This window comes from Microbacterium rhizophilum, from assembly GCF_039605615.1.
Classification (GTDB): domain Bacteria; phylum Actinomycetota; class Actinomycetes; order Actinomycetales; family Microbacteriaceae; genus Microbacterium; species Microbacterium rhizophilus.
Window position 1 is genome coordinate 682701 of record NZ_JBCNUN010000001.1, and the last position, 16774, is coordinate 699474.

The 16774-nt window shown below is 71.5% G+C and carries 13 protein-coding genes and 1 pseudogene; 4 read left to right on the plus strand and 10 right to left on the minus strand.

The genetic code is table 11. The features are described 5' to 3' along the window. Positions 1-63: 63 nt before the first annotated feature. From AAD528_RS03420 to AAD528_RS15505, 5 genes and pseudogenes are all read right to left on the minus strand, one after another. Positions 64-1857, minus strand: a complete 1794-nt coding sequence (locus AAD528_RS03420; protein WP_345750616.1) for a peptidoglycan D,D-transpeptidase FtsI family protein — start codon at positions 1855-1857, stop codon at positions 64-66. Between the two features lie 31 nt (positions 1858-1888). Further along, complete coding sequence (ftsL, locus tag AAD528_RS03425) at positions 1889-2494, minus strand: cell division protein FtsL (protein ID WP_345750617.1); 606 nt, start codon at positions 2492-2494, stop codon at positions 1889-1891. Further along, positions 2491-3444 carry a 16S rRNA (cytosine(1402)-N(4))-methyltransferase RsmH gene (gene rsmH / locus AAD528_RS03430; protein WP_345750618.1) on the minus strand — a complete coding sequence of 318 codons (954 nt, stop codon included), beginning with the start codon at positions 3442-3444 and terminating at the stop codon, positions 2491-2493. Before rsmH ends, ftsL begins: the two co-directional genes overlap by 4 nt. Positions 3445-3561: 117 nt before the next feature. Further along, complete coding sequence (gene mraZ, locus AAD528_RS03435) at positions 3562-3993, minus strand: division/cell wall cluster transcriptional repressor MraZ (protein ID WP_345750619.1); 432 nt, start codon at positions 3991-3993, stop codon at positions 3562-3564. Between the two features lie 335 nt (positions 3994-4328). After that, positions 4329-4652 (minus strand): annotated as a pseudogene (locus tag AAD528_RS15505) (DUF3040 domain-containing protein); the annotation flags it as partial. 64 nt (positions 4653-4716) lie between these two features. Here AAD528_RS15505 and AAD528_RS03445 point away from each other — a divergent pair. Beyond that, entirely contained in the window at positions 4717-5814 is a 1098-nt protein-coding gene (locus AAD528_RS03445; RefSeq protein ID WP_345750621.1) for a polyprenyl synthetase family protein, read from the plus strand. Positions 5815-5833: 19 nt separating this feature from the next. Here the strand turns inward: AAD528_RS03445 and AAD528_RS03450 are convergent, their stop codons facing one another. After that, positions 5834-6184: an Rv2175c family DNA-binding protein gene (locus tag AAD528_RS03450; RefSeq protein ID WP_345750622.1), complete on the minus strand. Its 351-nt coding sequence runs from the start codon at positions 6182-6184 to the stop codon at positions 5834-5836. Positions 6185-6402: 218 nt separating this feature from the next. Between AAD528_RS03450 and AAD528_RS03455 the strand changes: the two genes are divergently transcribed. Beyond that, on the plus strand, positions 6403-7938 hold the full coding sequence (locus AAD528_RS03455; RefSeq protein ID WP_345750623.1) for a muramidase family protein: 1536 nt from the start codon (positions 6403-6405) through the stop codon (positions 7936-7938). 68 nt (positions 7939-8006) lie between these two features. Then, on the plus strand, positions 8007-9980 hold the full coding sequence (gene pknB / locus AAD528_RS03460) for a Stk1 family PASTA domain-containing Ser/Thr kinase (protein ID WP_345750624.1): 1974 nt from the start codon (positions 8007-8009) through the stop codon (positions 9978-9980). A 60-nt stretch (positions 9981-10040) separates the two neighbouring features. Here pknB and AAD528_RS03465 read toward each other — a convergent pair whose 3' ends face one another. Beyond that, the gene (locus AAD528_RS03465) at positions 10041-11390 is read right to left on the minus strand and encodes a class II 3-deoxy-7-phosphoheptulonate synthase (protein ID WP_345750625.1); all 1350 of its coding nucleotides are present in this window, start codon (positions 11388-11390) and stop codon (positions 10041-10043) included. A gap of 43 nt (positions 11391-11433) precedes the next feature. Next, positions 11434-12177, minus strand: coding sequence for a lysophospholipid acyltransferase family protein (locus AAD528_RS03470; protein WP_345750626.1), 744 nt, complete (start codon positions 12175-12177; stop codon positions 11434-11436). Positions 12178-12247: 70 nt separating this feature from the next. Here AAD528_RS03470 and AAD528_RS03475 point away from each other — a divergent pair, with 70 nt between their 5' ends. Next, positions 12248-14077, plus strand: a complete 1830-nt coding sequence (locus AAD528_RS03475) for an AMP-dependent synthetase/ligase (RefSeq protein WP_345750627.1) — start codon at positions 12248-12250, stop codon at positions 14075-14077. A gap of 256 nt (positions 14078-14333) precedes the next feature. On the opposite strand, the gene AAD528_RS03480 is transcribed toward AAD528_RS03475, so the two are convergent. Together AAD528_RS03480 and AAD528_RS03485 are read right to left on the minus strand one after the other, a co-directional pair. After that, a complete protein-coding gene (locus AAD528_RS03480) occupies positions 14334-14825 on the minus strand; it encodes a peptide deformylase (RefSeq protein ID WP_345750628.1) in 492 nt (163 codons plus the stop codon). Continuing rightward, positions 14822-16744, minus strand: a complete 1923-nt coding sequence (locus AAD528_RS03485) for a MinD/ParA family ATP-binding protein (protein WP_345750629.1) — start codon at positions 16742-16744, stop codon at positions 14822-14824. Before AAD528_RS03485 ends, AAD528_RS03480 begins: the two co-directional genes overlap by 4 nt. Positions 16745-16774 lie beyond the last annotated feature (30 nt).

The window sequence follows — 16774 nt, forward strand, 5'->3', positions numbered from 1 at the left end:
CGGGACGGATCATGCGGACGGATACCTCCGTGACGCGCGCACTCCCGCTGACGGGGGCGCGCATCACTTGAATTCGGGGAGCTTGGTCTCGGGCTCCGAGCGACCCGGCACGACCCGGTACGACTGCAGGACGTACTTCATGGCCTTCTGCAGGGCGGGTGCCGTGGCCGCAGACGAGGTTACCCGCTTCGGTTCGTCGAGCGTAATCATGACGAGGTACTGGGGGTCGTCCGCGGGCGCGTACCCCACGATGCTCGTGAAGTACACGCCGGGCTTGTAGCCGCCGCCGGGGGCGGGCTTCTGCGCCGTTCCCGTCTTGGCGGCGATGCTGTAGCCGGGCACCTTGATCTGCTCGGCGACCGAGCTCTGGAAGCCGACGTTCTCGAGCATGAGCTGCAGCTGCTGCGCGGTGCTCTCGCTGATCACGCGCGTGGACTCGCCCTTCTCCGCCTCGGTCACCTCGCCCTCGGGAGACGTGCACGACTCCACGAGCCGCAGCGGCAGGCGCACGCCGTCGTTCGCGATGGTCTGGTAGGCGCTCATGACCTGCGGGATGGTGGCCGTGAAGCCCTGGCCGAAGGTCGTCGCGTAGTGCTGCTGGTTGTCCCACTTGTCCGGGGACTCGATCCAGCCGGTCTCCTCGCCGGGGAAGCCCACGACGGGGCCGCCGCCGATGCCGAACCGCTTGAGCCAGTCGTAGCGCTTCTCGTCGGCGAGCAGCTCGCCGAAGTGCGACATGGCCACGTTCGAGGAGTCGATCAGGCCGCCCGCGAGCGTGTAGTTCTGCACGGGGTGGGGATGCGAGTCGCCGAGGCGGGCGCCGTTGGGGAACTGCTCCCAGTCCCCCGCGAGAGTCGTGGTGAGCGGCGTGGCGACCCCCTCCTCCAGCAGCGAGGCGGCCGTGATCGCCTTGAACGTCGAGCCGGGCTCGAACGTCGTGCCGAACACGAGCGAGCCGCGGAAGGCGGGATCCGAGGCCAGCACGTCGTTGGGGTCCATCGACGGGTACTCCGCGGCCGCGCGGATGGCGCCGGTGCGGATGTCGACGACCGTCGCGGTTCCGGCGACGGCGCGCTGGTTCTGCGTCTCCTCGGCGATCATCTGCTGCAGGTACCACTGCAGGTCGGAGTCGACCGTGAGCTTCACCTCGCCGCCGTCGACGGCGGGCTCGACCTTCTCGGATCCGGGGATCCGGATGCCGTCGGTCGCGCCGATCTGATAGGTCTCCTCGCCGTTCTTCGCCTCGAGGCAGCTGTCCTGCCAGCGCTCGACGCCCGCCAGGGCCTCGCCGTCGGCCGACTCGAATCCGATCAGGTTCCCGGCCACGGCGCCGTTGGGGTACGCGCGGGAGGGCCGCGCGTCGTACGTCAGGTAGGGCACCTCGAGCTCGCGCAGCGCCTGGTACTGCGCGGTGGAGACGCCCCGCTTGAGCTGCGCCCACTGCGACTCGGGGTCGTTCGCCTTCTTGTCGGCGACGATCCGCTGCACCTCGGCCGTGTCCGCGCCGAGGATCTGCGCGATCAGCTCCGCCTGCTCGTCCCAGGTCTGGACGTACTCCGTGCCGTCCTCGGCCTCGCGATCGATGTCCCCCACGAGGGTGGGATCGATGTTGACGTCGTAGCGCATCGTGGTGCTCGCCAGCACGACGCCGTGATCGTCCACGATCGTGCCGCGCGCGCCCCAGAGCGTCTCGCTGCCGGCCATGTTGCCGGTGCTGATGGAGTCGGCGACGTGCTCCTCGGCGTGCACCACCTGGATGTCGACGAGCCGCACGACGAAACCGCCCAGCACGACCAGCACGAGCGCTGCGGCGATCATGGTGCGACGCCGCGACGAGCGCTTGGCGATCGGGTTCATCGGGCTCCCTGGCTGCGGTGTGCGGCGGGTCTCAGCGGGTGGTGGGGCTCGGCAGGCCCTCGGTCAGCGGGGGCGGCAGCTCCGCCGCGGGCTTCTCCTCGGCGGAGGCGGATTCCTTCGCCTCCTCCTTCTTGCCCGCGATGGTGGCCTCCGGATCGGTCGTGAGCGGACGACGGTCGAGCAGCGCGTTGGCGACCGCGCCGCGCTTGGCGGCATCGACCGTCGAGGCGGATCCCGCCGCCGCGCCGTCTCCGATGATCCGTCCATCGCTCAGGCGCAGGAAGCTCGGCGCGCCGTCGATGACCATTCCCAGCGCCGAGGCGTTCGCCGCGAGGTACTGCGGCGAGCTGAGCCCCGCGACCTCGTCGCGCAGCTCCTGCGCCTGCAGCGTCGCGGTGCGGCGCTCCTGGTTGAGGGAGGCGAGCTCGTAGGACGACTGGGTCGTGAGCACCGACAGGCTCATCTGCGCGACCGCGATGGCCACGGCGCCGGCGAACGCGACGATCGCGTAGCCGACGCGGGGCCGCCGGCGGGGCGTCGCCGCGGGCAGCGCCTGGAGGCGGCGGCCGGGCGCACCTCCCGGAGCGGGCCGGACGGCGGGGGCGGCGTGGACGGCCGCGGTGCTTGCGAGACTCATGCGGCCTCCCTCACTCGTTCGATGGCGCGCAGGCGCACCGGCTTGGCGCGCGGGTTGCGCGCGGCTTCCTCAGCGCTCGCGAGCTCCGCGCCCTTGACGAGCAGGCGGAACTGCGGAGCGTGCTCGGGCAGTTCGAACGGCAGCCCCGCGGGCGCCGTGGACGTCGTCGCCTCCGCGAACAGCCGCTTCACGAAGCGGTCCTCGAGCGACTGGTACGACAGCACGACCAGGCGACCGCCGACCGCGAGCGTGCCGAGCGCCGCGGGGATCGCGCGCTCGAGCGCGGCGAGCTCGCCGTTCACCTCGATGCGCAGGGCCTGGAACACGCGCTTGGCCGGGTGGCCGGCGTTCTTCAGCGCCGCGGGCGTGGCCGCCTGCAAGATGTCGACGAGCTGCCCGGAGCGCGCGATGGGCGCGTCCCGGCGGGCCGCGATGATGGCGCGGGCGTAGCGCCCGGCGAGCTTCTCCTCGCCGTAGCGCTCGAAGATGCGGCGCAGGTCGCCCTCGCCGTACGTCGCGACGACGTCGGCCGCGGTGATGCCCTGCGTGGGGTCCATGCGCATGTCGAGCGGGGCGTCCTTCGCGTACGCGAAGCCGCGCTCGGCCTCGTCCAGCTGCAGGGACGACACGCCCAGGTCGTACAGGATCGCGTCGGCGTGGTCGTGGCCGGACGCCGCCAGCGCCTCGGCGATCCCGTCGTACACGGTGTGCACGAGCGAGATCCGGTCGGCGAACGGCGCGAGGCGCTCGCCCGCGATGCGGAGGGCGTCGGGGTCGCGGTCGAGTCCGACCTGCCGGATCCCCGGGAAGCGCTCGAGGAACGCCTCCGAGTGGCCGCCCATGCCGAGCGTGCCGTCGACGTAGACCGCGCCGTCCCCCTGCAGGGCGGGGCCGAGCAGCTCGACGCAGCGCTCGAGCAGGACGGGGATGTGGATGTCGCGGAGGTTCATGATGCGTCCGGTCTGCGGTGGTGGGGACGGTCCCCCGGCTCTGATCCCCATCCGCTGGACCTGGCGCCGGGGAAGTGCGTCAGGGCTGCGGCTGGGAGTCACAACCGGGGGCTCGCGTCAGAACAGGCCCGGGATCACCTCCTGCTCCATCTCCGAGTAGCTCTCCTCGTTGCTCTCCAGGTACGCGTTCCATGCGGACGCGTCCCAGATCTCCGCGTGCGCTCCCACGCCCGTCACGACGAGCTCCTTCTCGAGACCGGCGTACGTGCGCAGGTGCTGCGGGATCGTGATGCGGTTCTGGCCATCGGGGGTCTCGGCGCTGGCGCCGGAGAGGAACATGCGCAGGAAGTCGCGCGCCTGCTTGTTGCTGAGCGGGGCCTGGCGGACCCGCTCGTGGACCTGCTCGAACTCGGCCGTGCTGAACACGTACAGGCATCGCTCCTGTCCGCGCGTCACGACGACGCCACCCGCGAGCTCCTCCCGGAACTTCGCCGGCAGGATGACGCGACCCTTGTCGTCGAGCTTGGGGGTGTGGGTACCCAACAGCACGGGCTCTCACCCCCTTCGTCCGGCCGGTCCGAGGATATCCCCCACTTTACTCCACTTGTCCCCACTGTCTAGAGCGAATCGCGGATTCCTCCCACTGGGTCGTGCTGAGGAGCCGCAGAATTCCGCGGTGGAGCGCCAGTGGGGCGCGGTGGAGGGAGATGCGCGCGAAGCGGGCCGAAAAGGGGCCGGATGGGCGCACGCGGGCATGAGAAAAGCGCCGACCCGAAGGTCGGCGCTTGAGTGGAGGGTTATGGAGCGGGCTAGCCGTCGCCGTTCTGGCGGCGCTCCCAGCGTTGGTTCATCCGGTCCATGAACGAGGAGGAGGCCGGGCGCGGCCCGCGGGGCGCGCGTCCGCTGCCGCCGTCGCGCGGTGTCGCGGCGCTGCCCTTGACGGGCGTCACGGCGAGGATCACGCCGCCGAGCATGGCGGCGAAGCCCACGACGCCGAGCACGAGACCCAGCGCGAGGCTGGTGCGCCACAGCGCGATGCCGGCGATGACCGCTCCGAGGCCGGCGAGCACGAGAAGCGCGCCGATGATCAGATTGCGGTAGCTCAGAACCTGTGCGCCCGCGGGCGCGCTCACGACATCGGCGTCGTTCTGCATGAGATGGCGTTCCATCTCATCGAGAAGGCGCTGCTCCTGTTCGGAGAGTGGCATCGTGTCCCCCTCAGTGATGACTGAGCATCATTCTAGTCTCGGGCCGGAGAACTAGGCTAGGCCCGTGACGGCCTCCCTCCCCCTTGTCGAAGCGATCTCCCAGCGTCTCGATAGCTTCACCCAGGGGCGACGCGACGAGGCCGCGGACCTCGGCGACGAGGGCCGGGGCTTCCTCGACCATGCGGCCGCCAGTCTGCGCGGCGGCAAGCGCCTCCGGGCGCGCTTCTGCTGGTGGGGATGGCGCGGGGTCGCGGGGACCGACGACGCCGCCTCGCCCGACGCCGACGCCGTGGTCGGCGCGGCCGCCGCGCTCGAGATCTTCCAGGCCGCGGCGCTCGTGCACGACGACCTCATCGACAACTCCGACACGCGACGCGGACGCCCGTCCGCCCACCGCGCGCTCGAGGCCGCGCACCGCGCGGCGGGCTGGTCCGGCGACGCGCAGGCGTACGGCCGCGCGGGCTCGGTGCTGCTGGGCGACCTGCTGGTCGCGTGGAGCGACGACCTCCTCGAGGAGTCGCTCGCACAGTTGGGGTCCCCCGCGGCGGCCGCCGCCGCGCGCACCGAGTATGCCCGGATGCGCCGCGATGTGACGGTGGGCCAGTTCCTCGATGTGGCCGAGGAGTCGGCGTGGAGCACGGCGGCGGACGACGCCCACGCCGATCGCGCGCTGCGCGTGGCCTCGTACAAGTCCGCGCGGTACAGCGTGCAGCAGCCGCTCGTGATCGGCGGTGCGCTCGCGGGCGGAGACGACGCCCGGCTCGCCGCGCTGGCCGCGTTCGGTCATCCGCTCGGCATGGCGTTCCAGCTGCGCGACGACGTCCTGGGCGTGTTCGGCGACACGGCCGAGACCGGCAAGCCCGCCGGCGACGATCTGCGCGAGGGCAAGCGCACTGCGCTCGTCGCGTTCGCGCGCGCCGCGGCGACGCCCGGCGAGCGGGTCAGGTTCGACGAGCTGCTGGGCGACGCCGCGATGACGGAGCAGGATGTCGCCTGGCTGCGCGAGCGGATCCGCGCGACCGGATCCCTCGAGCGGGTCGAGCACCTGATCTCCGGCTACGCGGCCGAGGCGGACGCCGCGCTCGACGCGGCGGACCTGGAGCCGGGGGCGACGGCCGAGCTGCGCGCGCTCGCGCGCGCGGCGGTCGAGCGCCGGGCCTGACCTCGGGTCGGGCTCCGCGTCAGGCGAGGGTCTGCGCGACCCGGCGCACCTCGGCCTTGCGGCCCGCGCGCAGCGCCTCGATCGGCGCGAGCCCGATCGACTCCTCGGGCGTCAGCAGCCAGTCGATCGCCTCGTCGTCGCTGAAGCCCGCGTCGTGCAGCACGAACACCGTGCCGCGCAGCGAGGACAGCACCTCGCCGTCGACCAGGAACAGCGCGGGGATCTTCAGCGACCCCTCGCGGCGCGACCCGACGAGCGCGTTGTCGTCGAGCAGGCGTCGCACGCGCCCGGGCGTCTCGCCGAGCGCCTCGGCGACGTCGGGGATGCTGAGCCACTCGGTCTGGATCCGGGAGATGTCGTCGGCGGTCACGATGCAACTATCTCATCCCTCACACCGCGGTCCCTGGATGCGCGGGGTCACCGGTCTCACTTCAGTAACAGTGGTATCAGAAATCACATCAGACACCTCGATAACACGGGGCACTCTAATTAGCACTGGTTGACACGATTTCACTTCCGTGACACGGTTTCTGGAGCCGAATCTTCTGCCGAACGATGGCCGGAGTCGACCCGAGGGGAACCCCAACCGTGCACCGACGTCTTCCCGCACGTGCCAGCCACGCCCGCGCCAGCCAGCCGATGCGCTCGCTGCTCACCACCGTCCCGGTGGCGATCGCGGGTTCCATCGCGCTGTCGCTGGGCGCGACGCCGGCCGCACATGCGGACGTGAAGATGCGTGACGGCGTCCGCGAGGGGCAGACGCCCACGACCGATGCGTTCGGCGTCGTCCACGGCGCGAACGCCGTCGCGGCGGCCCCCGCTCCGCGTGTCGAGGCCGCGGTCCGCACGGCGGCCGTCCCCACGACGCACGTCGTGCAGCCGGGCGACACCATCACGCGCATCGCGATCCGCGCGGGCCTGCGCACGATCGACGTGCTGACGTGGAACAAGCTCAGCTGGTCGAGCACGATCTACCCGGGTCAGGTCCTGCGCCTCACCCCCGGCGGCGCGCCCGCCGCCGCGAAGCCCGCGGCCGCCGCGTCCGCCTCGACGGGCGGCACCTACACGGTGAAGGCCGGCGACACGGTCTGGGGCATCGCGAACAACCACCGCACGAGCGTCGACGCCATCCTGCGCGCGAACGGCCTGAGCTCGGCGGCGGTCATCTACCCCGGTCAGAAGCTGAAGGTGGGCGGCGGCTCCCCGTCCGTCGCCGCGCCGGCGGCGGCCCCCGCCGCGTCCACCTCGGTGCCGACCGCCAAGCCCGCGCCGATCGCCGCCGCCACGGGCGGCACCTACACCGTGAAGGCCGGCGACACGGTCTGGGGCATCGCCCAGAAGCACGGCACGACCGTCGCGACGCTCATCAAGACGAACGGCCTGGACTCGGCCGCGACGATCTTCCCCGGCCAGAAGCTGCGCGTCTCGGGATCCGCGCCCCACGTCGGCAGCCCCGCCCCCGCGGCCGTGTCGGCGCCCGCTCCCGCCTCCGCCCCCGCGAAGGCCGTCGGCGGCCGCACGCACGAGGTGAAGGCCGGCGACACCCTGTGGGCCATCGCGCAGAAGCACGGCGTGAGCGTCGCCACGGTGCTGAAGGCCAACGGCCTGTCCGAGGGCGCGATCATCTACCCCGGTCAGAAGCTGAAGCTGTCCGCGCCCGCCCCGGCGCCCGCCGTCGCGGCCGCGCAGGAGGACCCGCGCATCCAGCGCTCGGCGGTGCTGGACGCCCAGCAGATCGAGAACGCCCGGATCATCATCCAGGTCGGCCGCGAGATCGGCGCCTCCGACCGCGCCATCGCGATCGCCCTCGCCACCGCCATGGTCGAGTCGGGCATCCGCAACCTCAACCACGGCGACCGCGACTCCCTCGGCCTGTTCCAGCAGCGCCCGAGCGCCGGCTGGGGCACGCCCGAGCAGATCCGCGACCGGGTCCGCTCGACGCGCGTGTTCTTCGGCGGCGCGCAGAACCCGAACAAGGGCAAGACCCGCGGCCTCTACGACATCAGGGGCTGGGAGAAGATGGAGTTCACCGACGCCGCCCAGGCCGTGCAGATCTCCGCCTTCCCCAACCGCTACGGCCAGTGGGAGAGCGCCGCGTTCGGCTGGCTCGCCCAGCTCGGCTGAGCCGCGCAGGCCGCCCAGTGGGTGCGCCGTTCCCGAGCTGCCAGGTGGCCCGAACGTAGAATTCAACCGTGAGCACGAGTCAGCAGGTCGATCCCCTCATCGGGCGGCTTGTCGACGGCCGGTACCGGGTGCGCGCCCGCATCGCGCGCGGCGGCATGGCCACGGTGTACGTCGCGACGGACCTGCGCCTCGAGCGCCGCGTCGCCCTGAAGGTGATGCACGGGCACCTGAGCGACGACAGCGTCTTCCAGAGCCGCTTCATCCAGGAGGCCCGCTCGGCCGCGCGCCTGTCCGATCCGCACGTCGTGAACGTGTTCGACCAGGGCCAGGACGGCGAGCTCGCCTACCTGGTGATGGAGTACCTGCCGGGCATCACGCTGCGTGAGCTGCTCAAGGAGCAGCGCCGCCTCACGGTCACGCAGACCATCACGATCATGGACGCCGTGCTCGCGGGCCTCGCGGCCGCGCACCGTGCGGGGCTCATCCATCGCGACGTGAAGCCCGAGAACGTCCTGCTGGCCGAGGACGGCCGCATCAAGATCGGCGACTTCGGCCTCGCCCGCGCATCGTCGGCCAACACCGCCACGGGGCAGCAGCTGCTCGGAACGATCGCGTACCTGGCCCCCGAGCTCGTCACCCGCGGCACGGCCGATGCCCGCAGCGACATCTACGCGCTCGGCATCCTGCTGTACGAGATGCTCGCCGGCGAGCAGCCGTACAAGGGCGAGCAGCCCATGCAGATCGCGTTCCAGCACGCCACCGACTCGGTGCCGCGTCCCAGCGTGAAGAACCCCGGCGTGCCCGAGCAGCTCGACGAGCTCGTGCTGTGGGCGACCGAGAAGGAGCCGGACGAGCGTCCCGTCGACGCGGGCACGATGCTCGAGCGCCTGCGCGAGATCGAGCGCGAGCTCGGCATCGCTCCCCTGCCCACGCGCGCCTCCCCCGCGTTCGAGACCCGGGTGATCCCGACCGACGCCGGCTCGGCCGGTGCGACCAGGGTCCTGCCCGGCATCCTGCCCGCCACCGCGGACCTGACAGGCGACGTGGACGACGGGGGCGCCGCCGACGGACCCGACAACGCCTCGCGCCTGCGGCGCCGCACCGCGCAGCGGCGCCGCCGCGGCGGGTTCCTGATCGCCCTGGTGCTGCTGCTCGCCGCCGCGGCCGGCGCCGCCGGCTGGTGGTTCGGCTCGGGCCCCGGCTCGCAGGTGCAGGTGCCGGATGTCGCGGGTCTCACGTTCGCCGAGGCCCAGCAGCAGCTCGAGGAGTTCGAGCTCGTGGGCGTCGAGGAGCACGCGCCGAGCCTCGACGTGCCCGTGGGCGACACGCTGCACACCGAGCCCGGCCCCGGCACGCCCGTCGATCGCGGCAGCGAGGTCACCGTGGTGACCTCCTCGGGCCCGGCCGAGGTGCAGCTCGAGTCGTTCGAGGGCACGGCCCTGGCCGAAGCGAAGGCGCTCCTCGAGGCGCAGAACATCGCGTTCGACGACGCCGAGACCCTCTCGCTCTACACCGACGCGCCCGCCGACCAGGTGATCGGGCTCGATATCCTGCCCGCCGGCACCGAGGACCGCGTCGACTGCTTCCGCGGGTGCACGGCGCACCAGGGCGACACGGCCGACTTCATCGTGTCCCTCGGGCCGCTCACCGACGTCACGGGCCGGCCCGTCGCCGAGGCGCAGCAGATCCTGACCGACGCGCACCTGACGGTGACGGTGGCCGAGGAGCACAGCGCCGACGTCGCCGCCGACTCGATCATCCGCGTCGAGCCGCGCGCCGAGCCGGGCCAGTGGCGCCCGGGCGACGCGATCACGATCGTGAAATCGCTCGGCCCCGAGCTCTTCCCCGTGCCGAACGTCGTCGGCCTGACGCGCGACGAGGCGGTGGCCGCGCTGTCCACCCACTTCCAGGTCGGGGGCATCCCGTTCCCGTGGAACATCGCGATGAACGAGCTCACGGAGGTGCAGTCGCAGACGCTGCCCGCCGACTCGCTCCACGCCGCCGGCACGCCGGTCGAGATCTCACTCGACGTCCGCGACTGACGCCGAACGGCCGAGGGCGCCCGCTGACTCAGCGGGCGCCCTCGGTCGTTCGCGAACGGGTCAGCGCTTCTCGAGCTCCTCGGCCACGAGGAACGACAGCTCCAACGACTGCATGTGGTTCAGGCGCGGGTCGCACAGCGACTCGTAGCGCGTCGCGAGCGTGGCCTCGTCGATGTGCTCGGAACCGCCCAGGCACTCCGTGACGTCGTCGCCCGTGAGCTCGACGTGGATGCCTCCCGGGTACGTGCCGGCCGCGCGGTGCGCCTCGAAGAATCCGCGCACCTCGTCGATCACGTCGTCGAAGCGGCGCGTCTTGTAGCCCGTGGGCGTCGTGATGCCGTTGCCGTGCATCGGGTCGGTCACCCACAGCGGCGTCGCGCCCGAGTCCTTCACGGCCTCGAGGAGCGGCGGCAGCGCGTCACGGATCTTCCCCGCCCCCATGCGCGTGATGAACGTCAGGCGCCCGGGCTCGCGCTCGGGGTCGAGCTTGTCGATCAGCGCGAGCGCCGTGTCGGGGCTGGTCGTGGGGCCGAGCTTGACGCCGATGGGGTTGCGGATGCGCGAGAAGTAGTCGACGTGCGCGCCGTCCAGGTCGCGGGTGCGCTCGCCGATCCACACGAAGTGGGCGGAGGTGTTGTACGGCGTGCCGGTGCGCGAGTCGATGCGCGTGAGGGGGCGCTCGTAGTCCATCAGCAGGCCCTCGTGGCCCGTGTAGAACTCGACGCGCTTGAGCTCGTCGAAGTCGGCGCCCGCCGCCTCCATGAACTTGATGGCCCTGTCGATCTCGGCGGCCAGGCGCTCGTAGCGCTGGTTGGCGGGGTTCTGGGCGAAGCCCTTGTTCCACGAGTGCACCTCGCGGAGGTCGGCGAAGCCGCCCTGCGTGAACGCGCGGATCAGGTTCAGCGTCGACGCCGACGTGTGGTACGCCTTCAGCAGCCGCTGCGGATCGGGCGTGCGCGAGCCGCTCGTGAAGTCATAGCCGTTCGCGATGTCCCCGCGGTACGCCGGCAGCGTCACGTCGCCGCGCGTCTCGGAGTCGCTCGAGCGGGGCTTGGCGAACTGGCCCGCCATCCGGCCCATCTTGATGACCGGCATCGAGGCGCCGTAGGTCAGCACGACGGCCATCTGCAGCAGCGTCTTGACCCGGTTGCGGATCTTGTCGGCCGTGGCGCCCGCGAACGTCTCGGCGCAGTCGCCGCCCTGCAGCAGGAACGCGCGACCCGAGGCGGCCTGCGCGAGGCGGTCCTTCAGGCTGTCGACCTCGCCCGCGAAGACGAGCGGCGGCTGCTGGGCGAGTTCGGCCGAGACGCGCTCGACCTCGGCATAGTCCGGCCACTCCGGCTGCTGCTTGATCGGAAGTGAGCGCCAGGCATCCAGAGCGCTCGGATCGAGGAGAGCCGTGTCTTGCATGTCTCGATGCTAGTGCCGCACGGCAGGTGCCGAGGACCGCGCGTCAGTCCGTGACGACGGCCTCGGGCGGATCGGCCACGGCCTGCGGGGGCTCGACGGCCTCGGCGCCGGCGGCGCGCTGCCTCTTCACCGACGACGCATACACGTCGTGGTACCGCTGCTGGCCGAGCAGCTGCAGCGCGACCATGATCTCGTCGGTCACGGAGCGCAGGATGTAGCGGTCGTTCTCCATGCCCTCGTAGCGGCGGAAGTCGAGCGGCTCGCCGATCACCATCCCGACCCGCTGCACGCGCGGGAGGGTCGTCCCGATCGGCATCATGGTGTCGGTGTCGACCATGACCACGGGGATCACGGGGACCTTCGCCTCGAGGGCCATGCGCGCGATGCCGGTGCGTCCGCGATACAGGATGCCGTCGGGGCTGCGGGTGCCCTCCGGGTAGATGCCGAGCAGCTGCTCGCGTCCCAGCACCTGCAGCGCCGTGTTGAGCGCGGCCTCGGAGGCGGACCCGCCCGAGCGGTCGATCGGGATCTGGCCGGTGCCCTTCATGAACCACTTGGTGGCCCAGCCCTTCAGTCCCCTGCCCGTGAAGTACTCGGCCTTGGCCAGGAACGTCATCTGCCGCTCGATCATGAGCGGGAGGAACACCGAGTCGGCGACCGACAGGTGATTGCTGGCCAGGATCGCGCCGCCCGTGGGCGGGATGTTCTCGGCGCCGATGATCCATGGACGGAAGATCGCCTTCACGATCGGCCCGACCACGATGTACTTCACCAGCCAATAGAACACGGGGAGAGTCTAGAGGGACACTAGAATCGACCGGACCCGCAAAGACCTGTCCGGTACCGAAGGAGTTGCCGTGATCGAATTCTCGACACCCCAGATCGTCCCCACCGACCCCGACCTGAACATCGCGGGCCTGCTGGCCGAGCGGGTCCGGGCCACCCCTGACAAGGCGATCTTCGCCGTCCCGGACGGCGACGGCTGGCGCGACGTCACGGCCGCCGAGTTCGAGCGCCAGGTCGTCGCGCTCGCGAAGGGCTTCGTCGCCGCGGGCGTCCAGCCCGGCGAGCGGATCGGCTTCCTCGCGAAGACCACCTACGAGTGGACCCTCGTGGACTTCGCGCTGTTCTACGCGGGCGCCACCATGGTGCCCGTCTACGAGACCAGCTCGCCCGCGCAGATCCAGTGGATCCTGTCCGACTCCGGCGCCGTGGGCCTGATCCTCGAGACGGCCGAGCACTTCGCGTCGTTCCAGACGGTCGCGGACGAGCTGCCGCTCATCCGGACCACGTGGCGGATGGACGAGGGCGTGGTCGCGACCCTCAGCGCCGACGGCGCGGCCGTCGAGGACGCCGAGATCGAGCGCCGCCGCGGCATCGCGAAGGCCACGGACGTCGCGACGATCATCTACACGTCGGGATCGACCGGACGCCCGAAGGGCTGCGTGCTGACGCACGGCAACTTCGTCGACACGGCGCGCAACGCGGACACGGCCCTCGCCGGCGTCCTGCGCCAGGAGGGCGCGTCGACGGTCCTGTTCATCACGACCGCGCACGTGTTCGCGCGCTTCATGTCGGTGCTCTACATCCACTCCGGTGTGAAGACCGGCCACGAGCCGAACACGAAGAACCTCGTCAAGACGCTCGGCTCGTTCAAGCCGTCGCTGCTGCTGGCCGTGCCGCGCGTGTTCGAGAAGGTCTACAACTCGGCGGAGCAGAAGACCGAGTCGGAGGGCAAGGGCCGCATCTTCCGCGCCGCGGCGAGCACCGCCATCGAGCACTCCCGCCGCCTGCAGGACGGCGAGAAGATCGGCCTGGCTCTGCGGATCAAGTTCGCGCTGTTCGACAAGCTCGTCTACTCGAAGCTGCGGGAGCTCATGGGCGGCCGCGTGCAGTACGCCGTGTCCGGTTCCGCTCCCCTGGGCCCACGTCTCGGCCACTTCTTCCACAGCCTGGGCATCAAGATCCTCGAGGGCTACGGCCTGACCGAGACCACCGCCCCGGCGACCGTGAACGTCCCGGAGCTGCTGAAGGTCGGCACGGTCGGCCCGACGCTCCCCGGCGTCGGCATCCGCATCGACGACGACGGCGAGGTCCAGGTCAAGGGCGTCAACGTGTTCCGCGAGTACTGGCAGAACCCCGAGGCCACGGCCGCCGCGTTCGACGGCGAGTGGTTCCGCACCGGCGACCTCGGATCCTTCGACGCCGACGGCTACCTCACGATCACGGGCCGCAAGAAGGAGATCATCGTCACGGCCGGCGGCAAGAACGTCGCCCCGGCCGCGCTCGAGGACCCGATCCGCGCGAACCCGATCGTCGGGCAGGTCGTCGTGGTGGGCGATCAGAAGCCGTTCATCTCGGCGCTGATCACGCTCGACCCCGAGATGCTGCCGGCTTGGCTCGCCACGCACGGCGAGAGTGGGGACCTCACGCTCGAGCAGGCCGCGAGGAACGCCACGGTCCGCGCCGAGGTGCAGCGCGCGATCGACGAGGCGAACACGCGCGTGTCGCGCGCGGAGTCCATCCGCAAGTTCGTCATCCTCGGCACCGAGTGGACGGAGGCCACGGGCCACCTCACGCCGAAGATGTCGATCAAGCGCGCGGAGATCATGAAGGACTTCTCGCACGAGATCGAGGACCTCTACGCCGCCAAGGACGCCACGACGAACCTGTCGGTCGCCGGCTGATCACCACAGGAAAGAGGGCCCGATCCGCGCAGGGCGGATCGGGCCTCCTTGTTTCGTACGAGCGAAGCGAGCGATGTGCCCCTGTGCGAGCGACGCGAGCGTTGAGCCGCAGGCGAATGCCGGCCATCTCAAGAAACGCGACATCCCCCGTCGATGGAGCGCAGCGACAGCGATCGATCCCGAGTCCCGGCGCGAAGCGTCGGGCGAGGTGATCGATGACGCACGATGCACTACCCGGCGAAGCCGGAAAAACGGCTCAGAACCAGTCGCTCTCGCGGACGGCCTTCATGGCCCTGGCGCGCTCGTCCTTCCGGAGTCGCTGCAGGTAGACCACGCCGTCGAGGTGGTCGGTCTCGTGCTGCAGCATCTGCGCCATGAGCCCCTCGCCCTCGAGCACGACGGGCTCGCCGTCGAGGTCGATGCCCTCCACGCGCGCGTACGGGTGGCGCGGCGTGTCGTGCCACAGGCCCGGCACCGACAGGCACCCCTCGCCCGTGAGCTCGGGTTCGCCGCGCACCTCCACGACGCGCGGATTCAGGATGTAGCCGATCACGTCGTCCACGTTGTAGCTGAACGCGCGCACGCCCACGCCGATCTGCGGGGCGGCGACGCCGGCGCGGCCGGGCAGCGCGACCGAGTCGAGCAGATCCTGCACGAGGGCGCGCACGCCCTCGTCGATCGCGGTGATCTCGGCCGCGGGCGTGCGCAGCACCGGGTCGCCGTAGAGGCGGATGTCGCGCGCGGTCACGCGGCGCGGCCCTCGCGCAGGCCGTCGACGACGCGCGCGGCGAGGTCGCGGGCGGCGTCGCGCGTCTGGGGCTGCAGGTCGCGGTAGACGATCGCCGCGCCGGTCGCGAGCGCACGGTCGTACGGCAGGTGCACGACGGCGCGCACGCGGCTGCCGAAGTGCACCTCGAGCTCGTTCAGGCGCACCATCGGCGTGCCCTCGGACTGCTGGTTCAGCACCACGATGGCGTGACGCGCGAGCTGCTCGTAGCCGTTGGACTCCAGCCAGGTGATGGTCTCGGACGCGAGGCGCACCTCGTCGAGGTTCAGGCCCGTCACGATGATCAGCTGGTCCGCGTGCGAGAGCGTCGCGCTCATCACGGAGTGGATGATGCCGGTGCCGGTGTCGGTGAGCACGAGCGAGTAGAAGTGCTCGGCGACGTCGGCGACCGTGCGGTAGTCGTCCTCGCCGAATGCCTCCGCGATCCGCGGATCCGGGTCGGATGCGAGCACGTCGAGGCGGGTCTCGTCGCGCGCGACGAAGCGGGAGATGTCGTTGAAGCCGCGGATCTCACCCGAGCGGTGCACGAGGTCGCGCACGGTCTTCTCCGTGCGCTTGCCGATCCGGTCGGCGAGCGTGCCGCGGTCGGGGTTCGCATCGATCGCGATCACGCGGTCGTCGCGGCCGTTCGCCAGCGCCATGCCGAGGAGCGTCGTGACCGTCGTCTTGCCCACGCCGCCCTTGCGGCTCAGGATCGGCACGAAGCGCGTCTCGCCCGCGAGCGGTGCGGCCACGCGCGCGTCGAGCGCCTTGCGCGCGCGCACCTTGCGGCTGTCGCCGAGGTTGAGGCGGCCGCCGGTGAGGCCGTAGACGAACTCGCTCCAGGCGCCCTCGGGCGCGGGCCGGGCGACCCGGTGCGGATTCAGGACGCGATCGGCGGTGAGCAGGTCGCTGGACTCGCGCTCCGCGTTCTTGCCGAGATCCTCGAGGCGGCGCGCGGTCATCGTGAGGGCTCCTGTCGTCTGGGGCTGCGGCGCATCCGTGCGCGTCGCGTCCCCCTGCGGGTCGGTCGGGGTGGCGAGCTCGGCGGAGGCGGCGCGGTGGGCCGCGGTCTCCTCGGCCCAGATGCGGGCGTAGGACTTCGCCTTGTCCACGGCGCTCGGCGCGGTCACGGGCGAGGCGTCGGCCTCGGGCTCGACCTCCGCGTCGGCCCCGGTCTCCGGTTCCGTCTCCGGCTGGGGCGCGGCGTGCTCGGCGGCGAGCTCGGCGGCCGCGAGGCGCCATCCGTCCACGGGGGGCTGCGCGGGTGCGCCCGGCGCATGCTCGTCCTCGACGTACTCGTCCGCGACGTGCTGCTCGAGGGCCGTCTCGTCGGGGTCGTCCTCGACCGGAGACTCCTCGACGAACTCCGGGGCGTGCTCGGGGTCCGCCGAGCCGTCGTGCGCGTCCTCGACGTGCGCGTCGTCGAGGAGCGCGCCCTCGTCGTCCTGGTCCTGGCCCTCGTCGTCCTGCGCGCGATCGTCCTCGTGCGAGGTGACGGGCACCACGACGACGTCGATGACCTCGCCCTCCGCGACGGGCTCGTCGCGCTCGCCCAGGCGATCGCGCACGGCGTCCACGACGTCCTCGACGATCTCGCCCGTGAGGGCGGGCTCCTCGCCGGTCTCGCGGGCCTCCGCGAAGGCCTCGGCCGCCTCCTCCACCTGCTCGGCGGGCAGCTCGATCACGATCTCGCCGGCGCGGACGTCTCCCGGCTCGAACTCGTCGTCGACGACCTCGTCGTCGGACTCCTCCGTCAGGTGCGGCAGCACCACGCGCACCTGGGCGGTGTGCGTGCCCAGGATGCCGATGGCGGTCGTGTCGAGTCCCGCGTCGGCGAGGACGCCGTGGTCCTCGCCCTCCGCCGGCACGTCATCGGATTCGGTCGTGATCTTCTTCACCACTGCGGCTTCACTCCAACGGGGGCTCTC

Bases quoted from the DNA above. Each gene is read 5' to 3' on its own strand.
- rsmH (WP_345750618.1), bottom strand. From the start codon at position 3,444: ATGAACCTCCGCGACATCCACATCCCCGTCCTGCTCGAGCGCTGCGTC.
- ftsL (WP_345750617.1), bottom strand. From the start codon at position 2,494: ATGAGTCTCGCAAGCACCGCGGCCGTCCACGCCGCCCCCGCCGTCCGG.
- AAD528_RS03420 (WP_345750616.1), bottom strand. From the start codon at position 1,857: ATGAACCCGATCGCCAAGCGCTCGTCGCGGCGTCGCACCATGATCGCC.
- AAD528_RS03465 (WP_345750625.1), bottom strand. From the start codon at position 11,390: ATGCAAGACACGGCTCTCCTCGATCCGAGCGCTCTGGATGCCTGGCGC.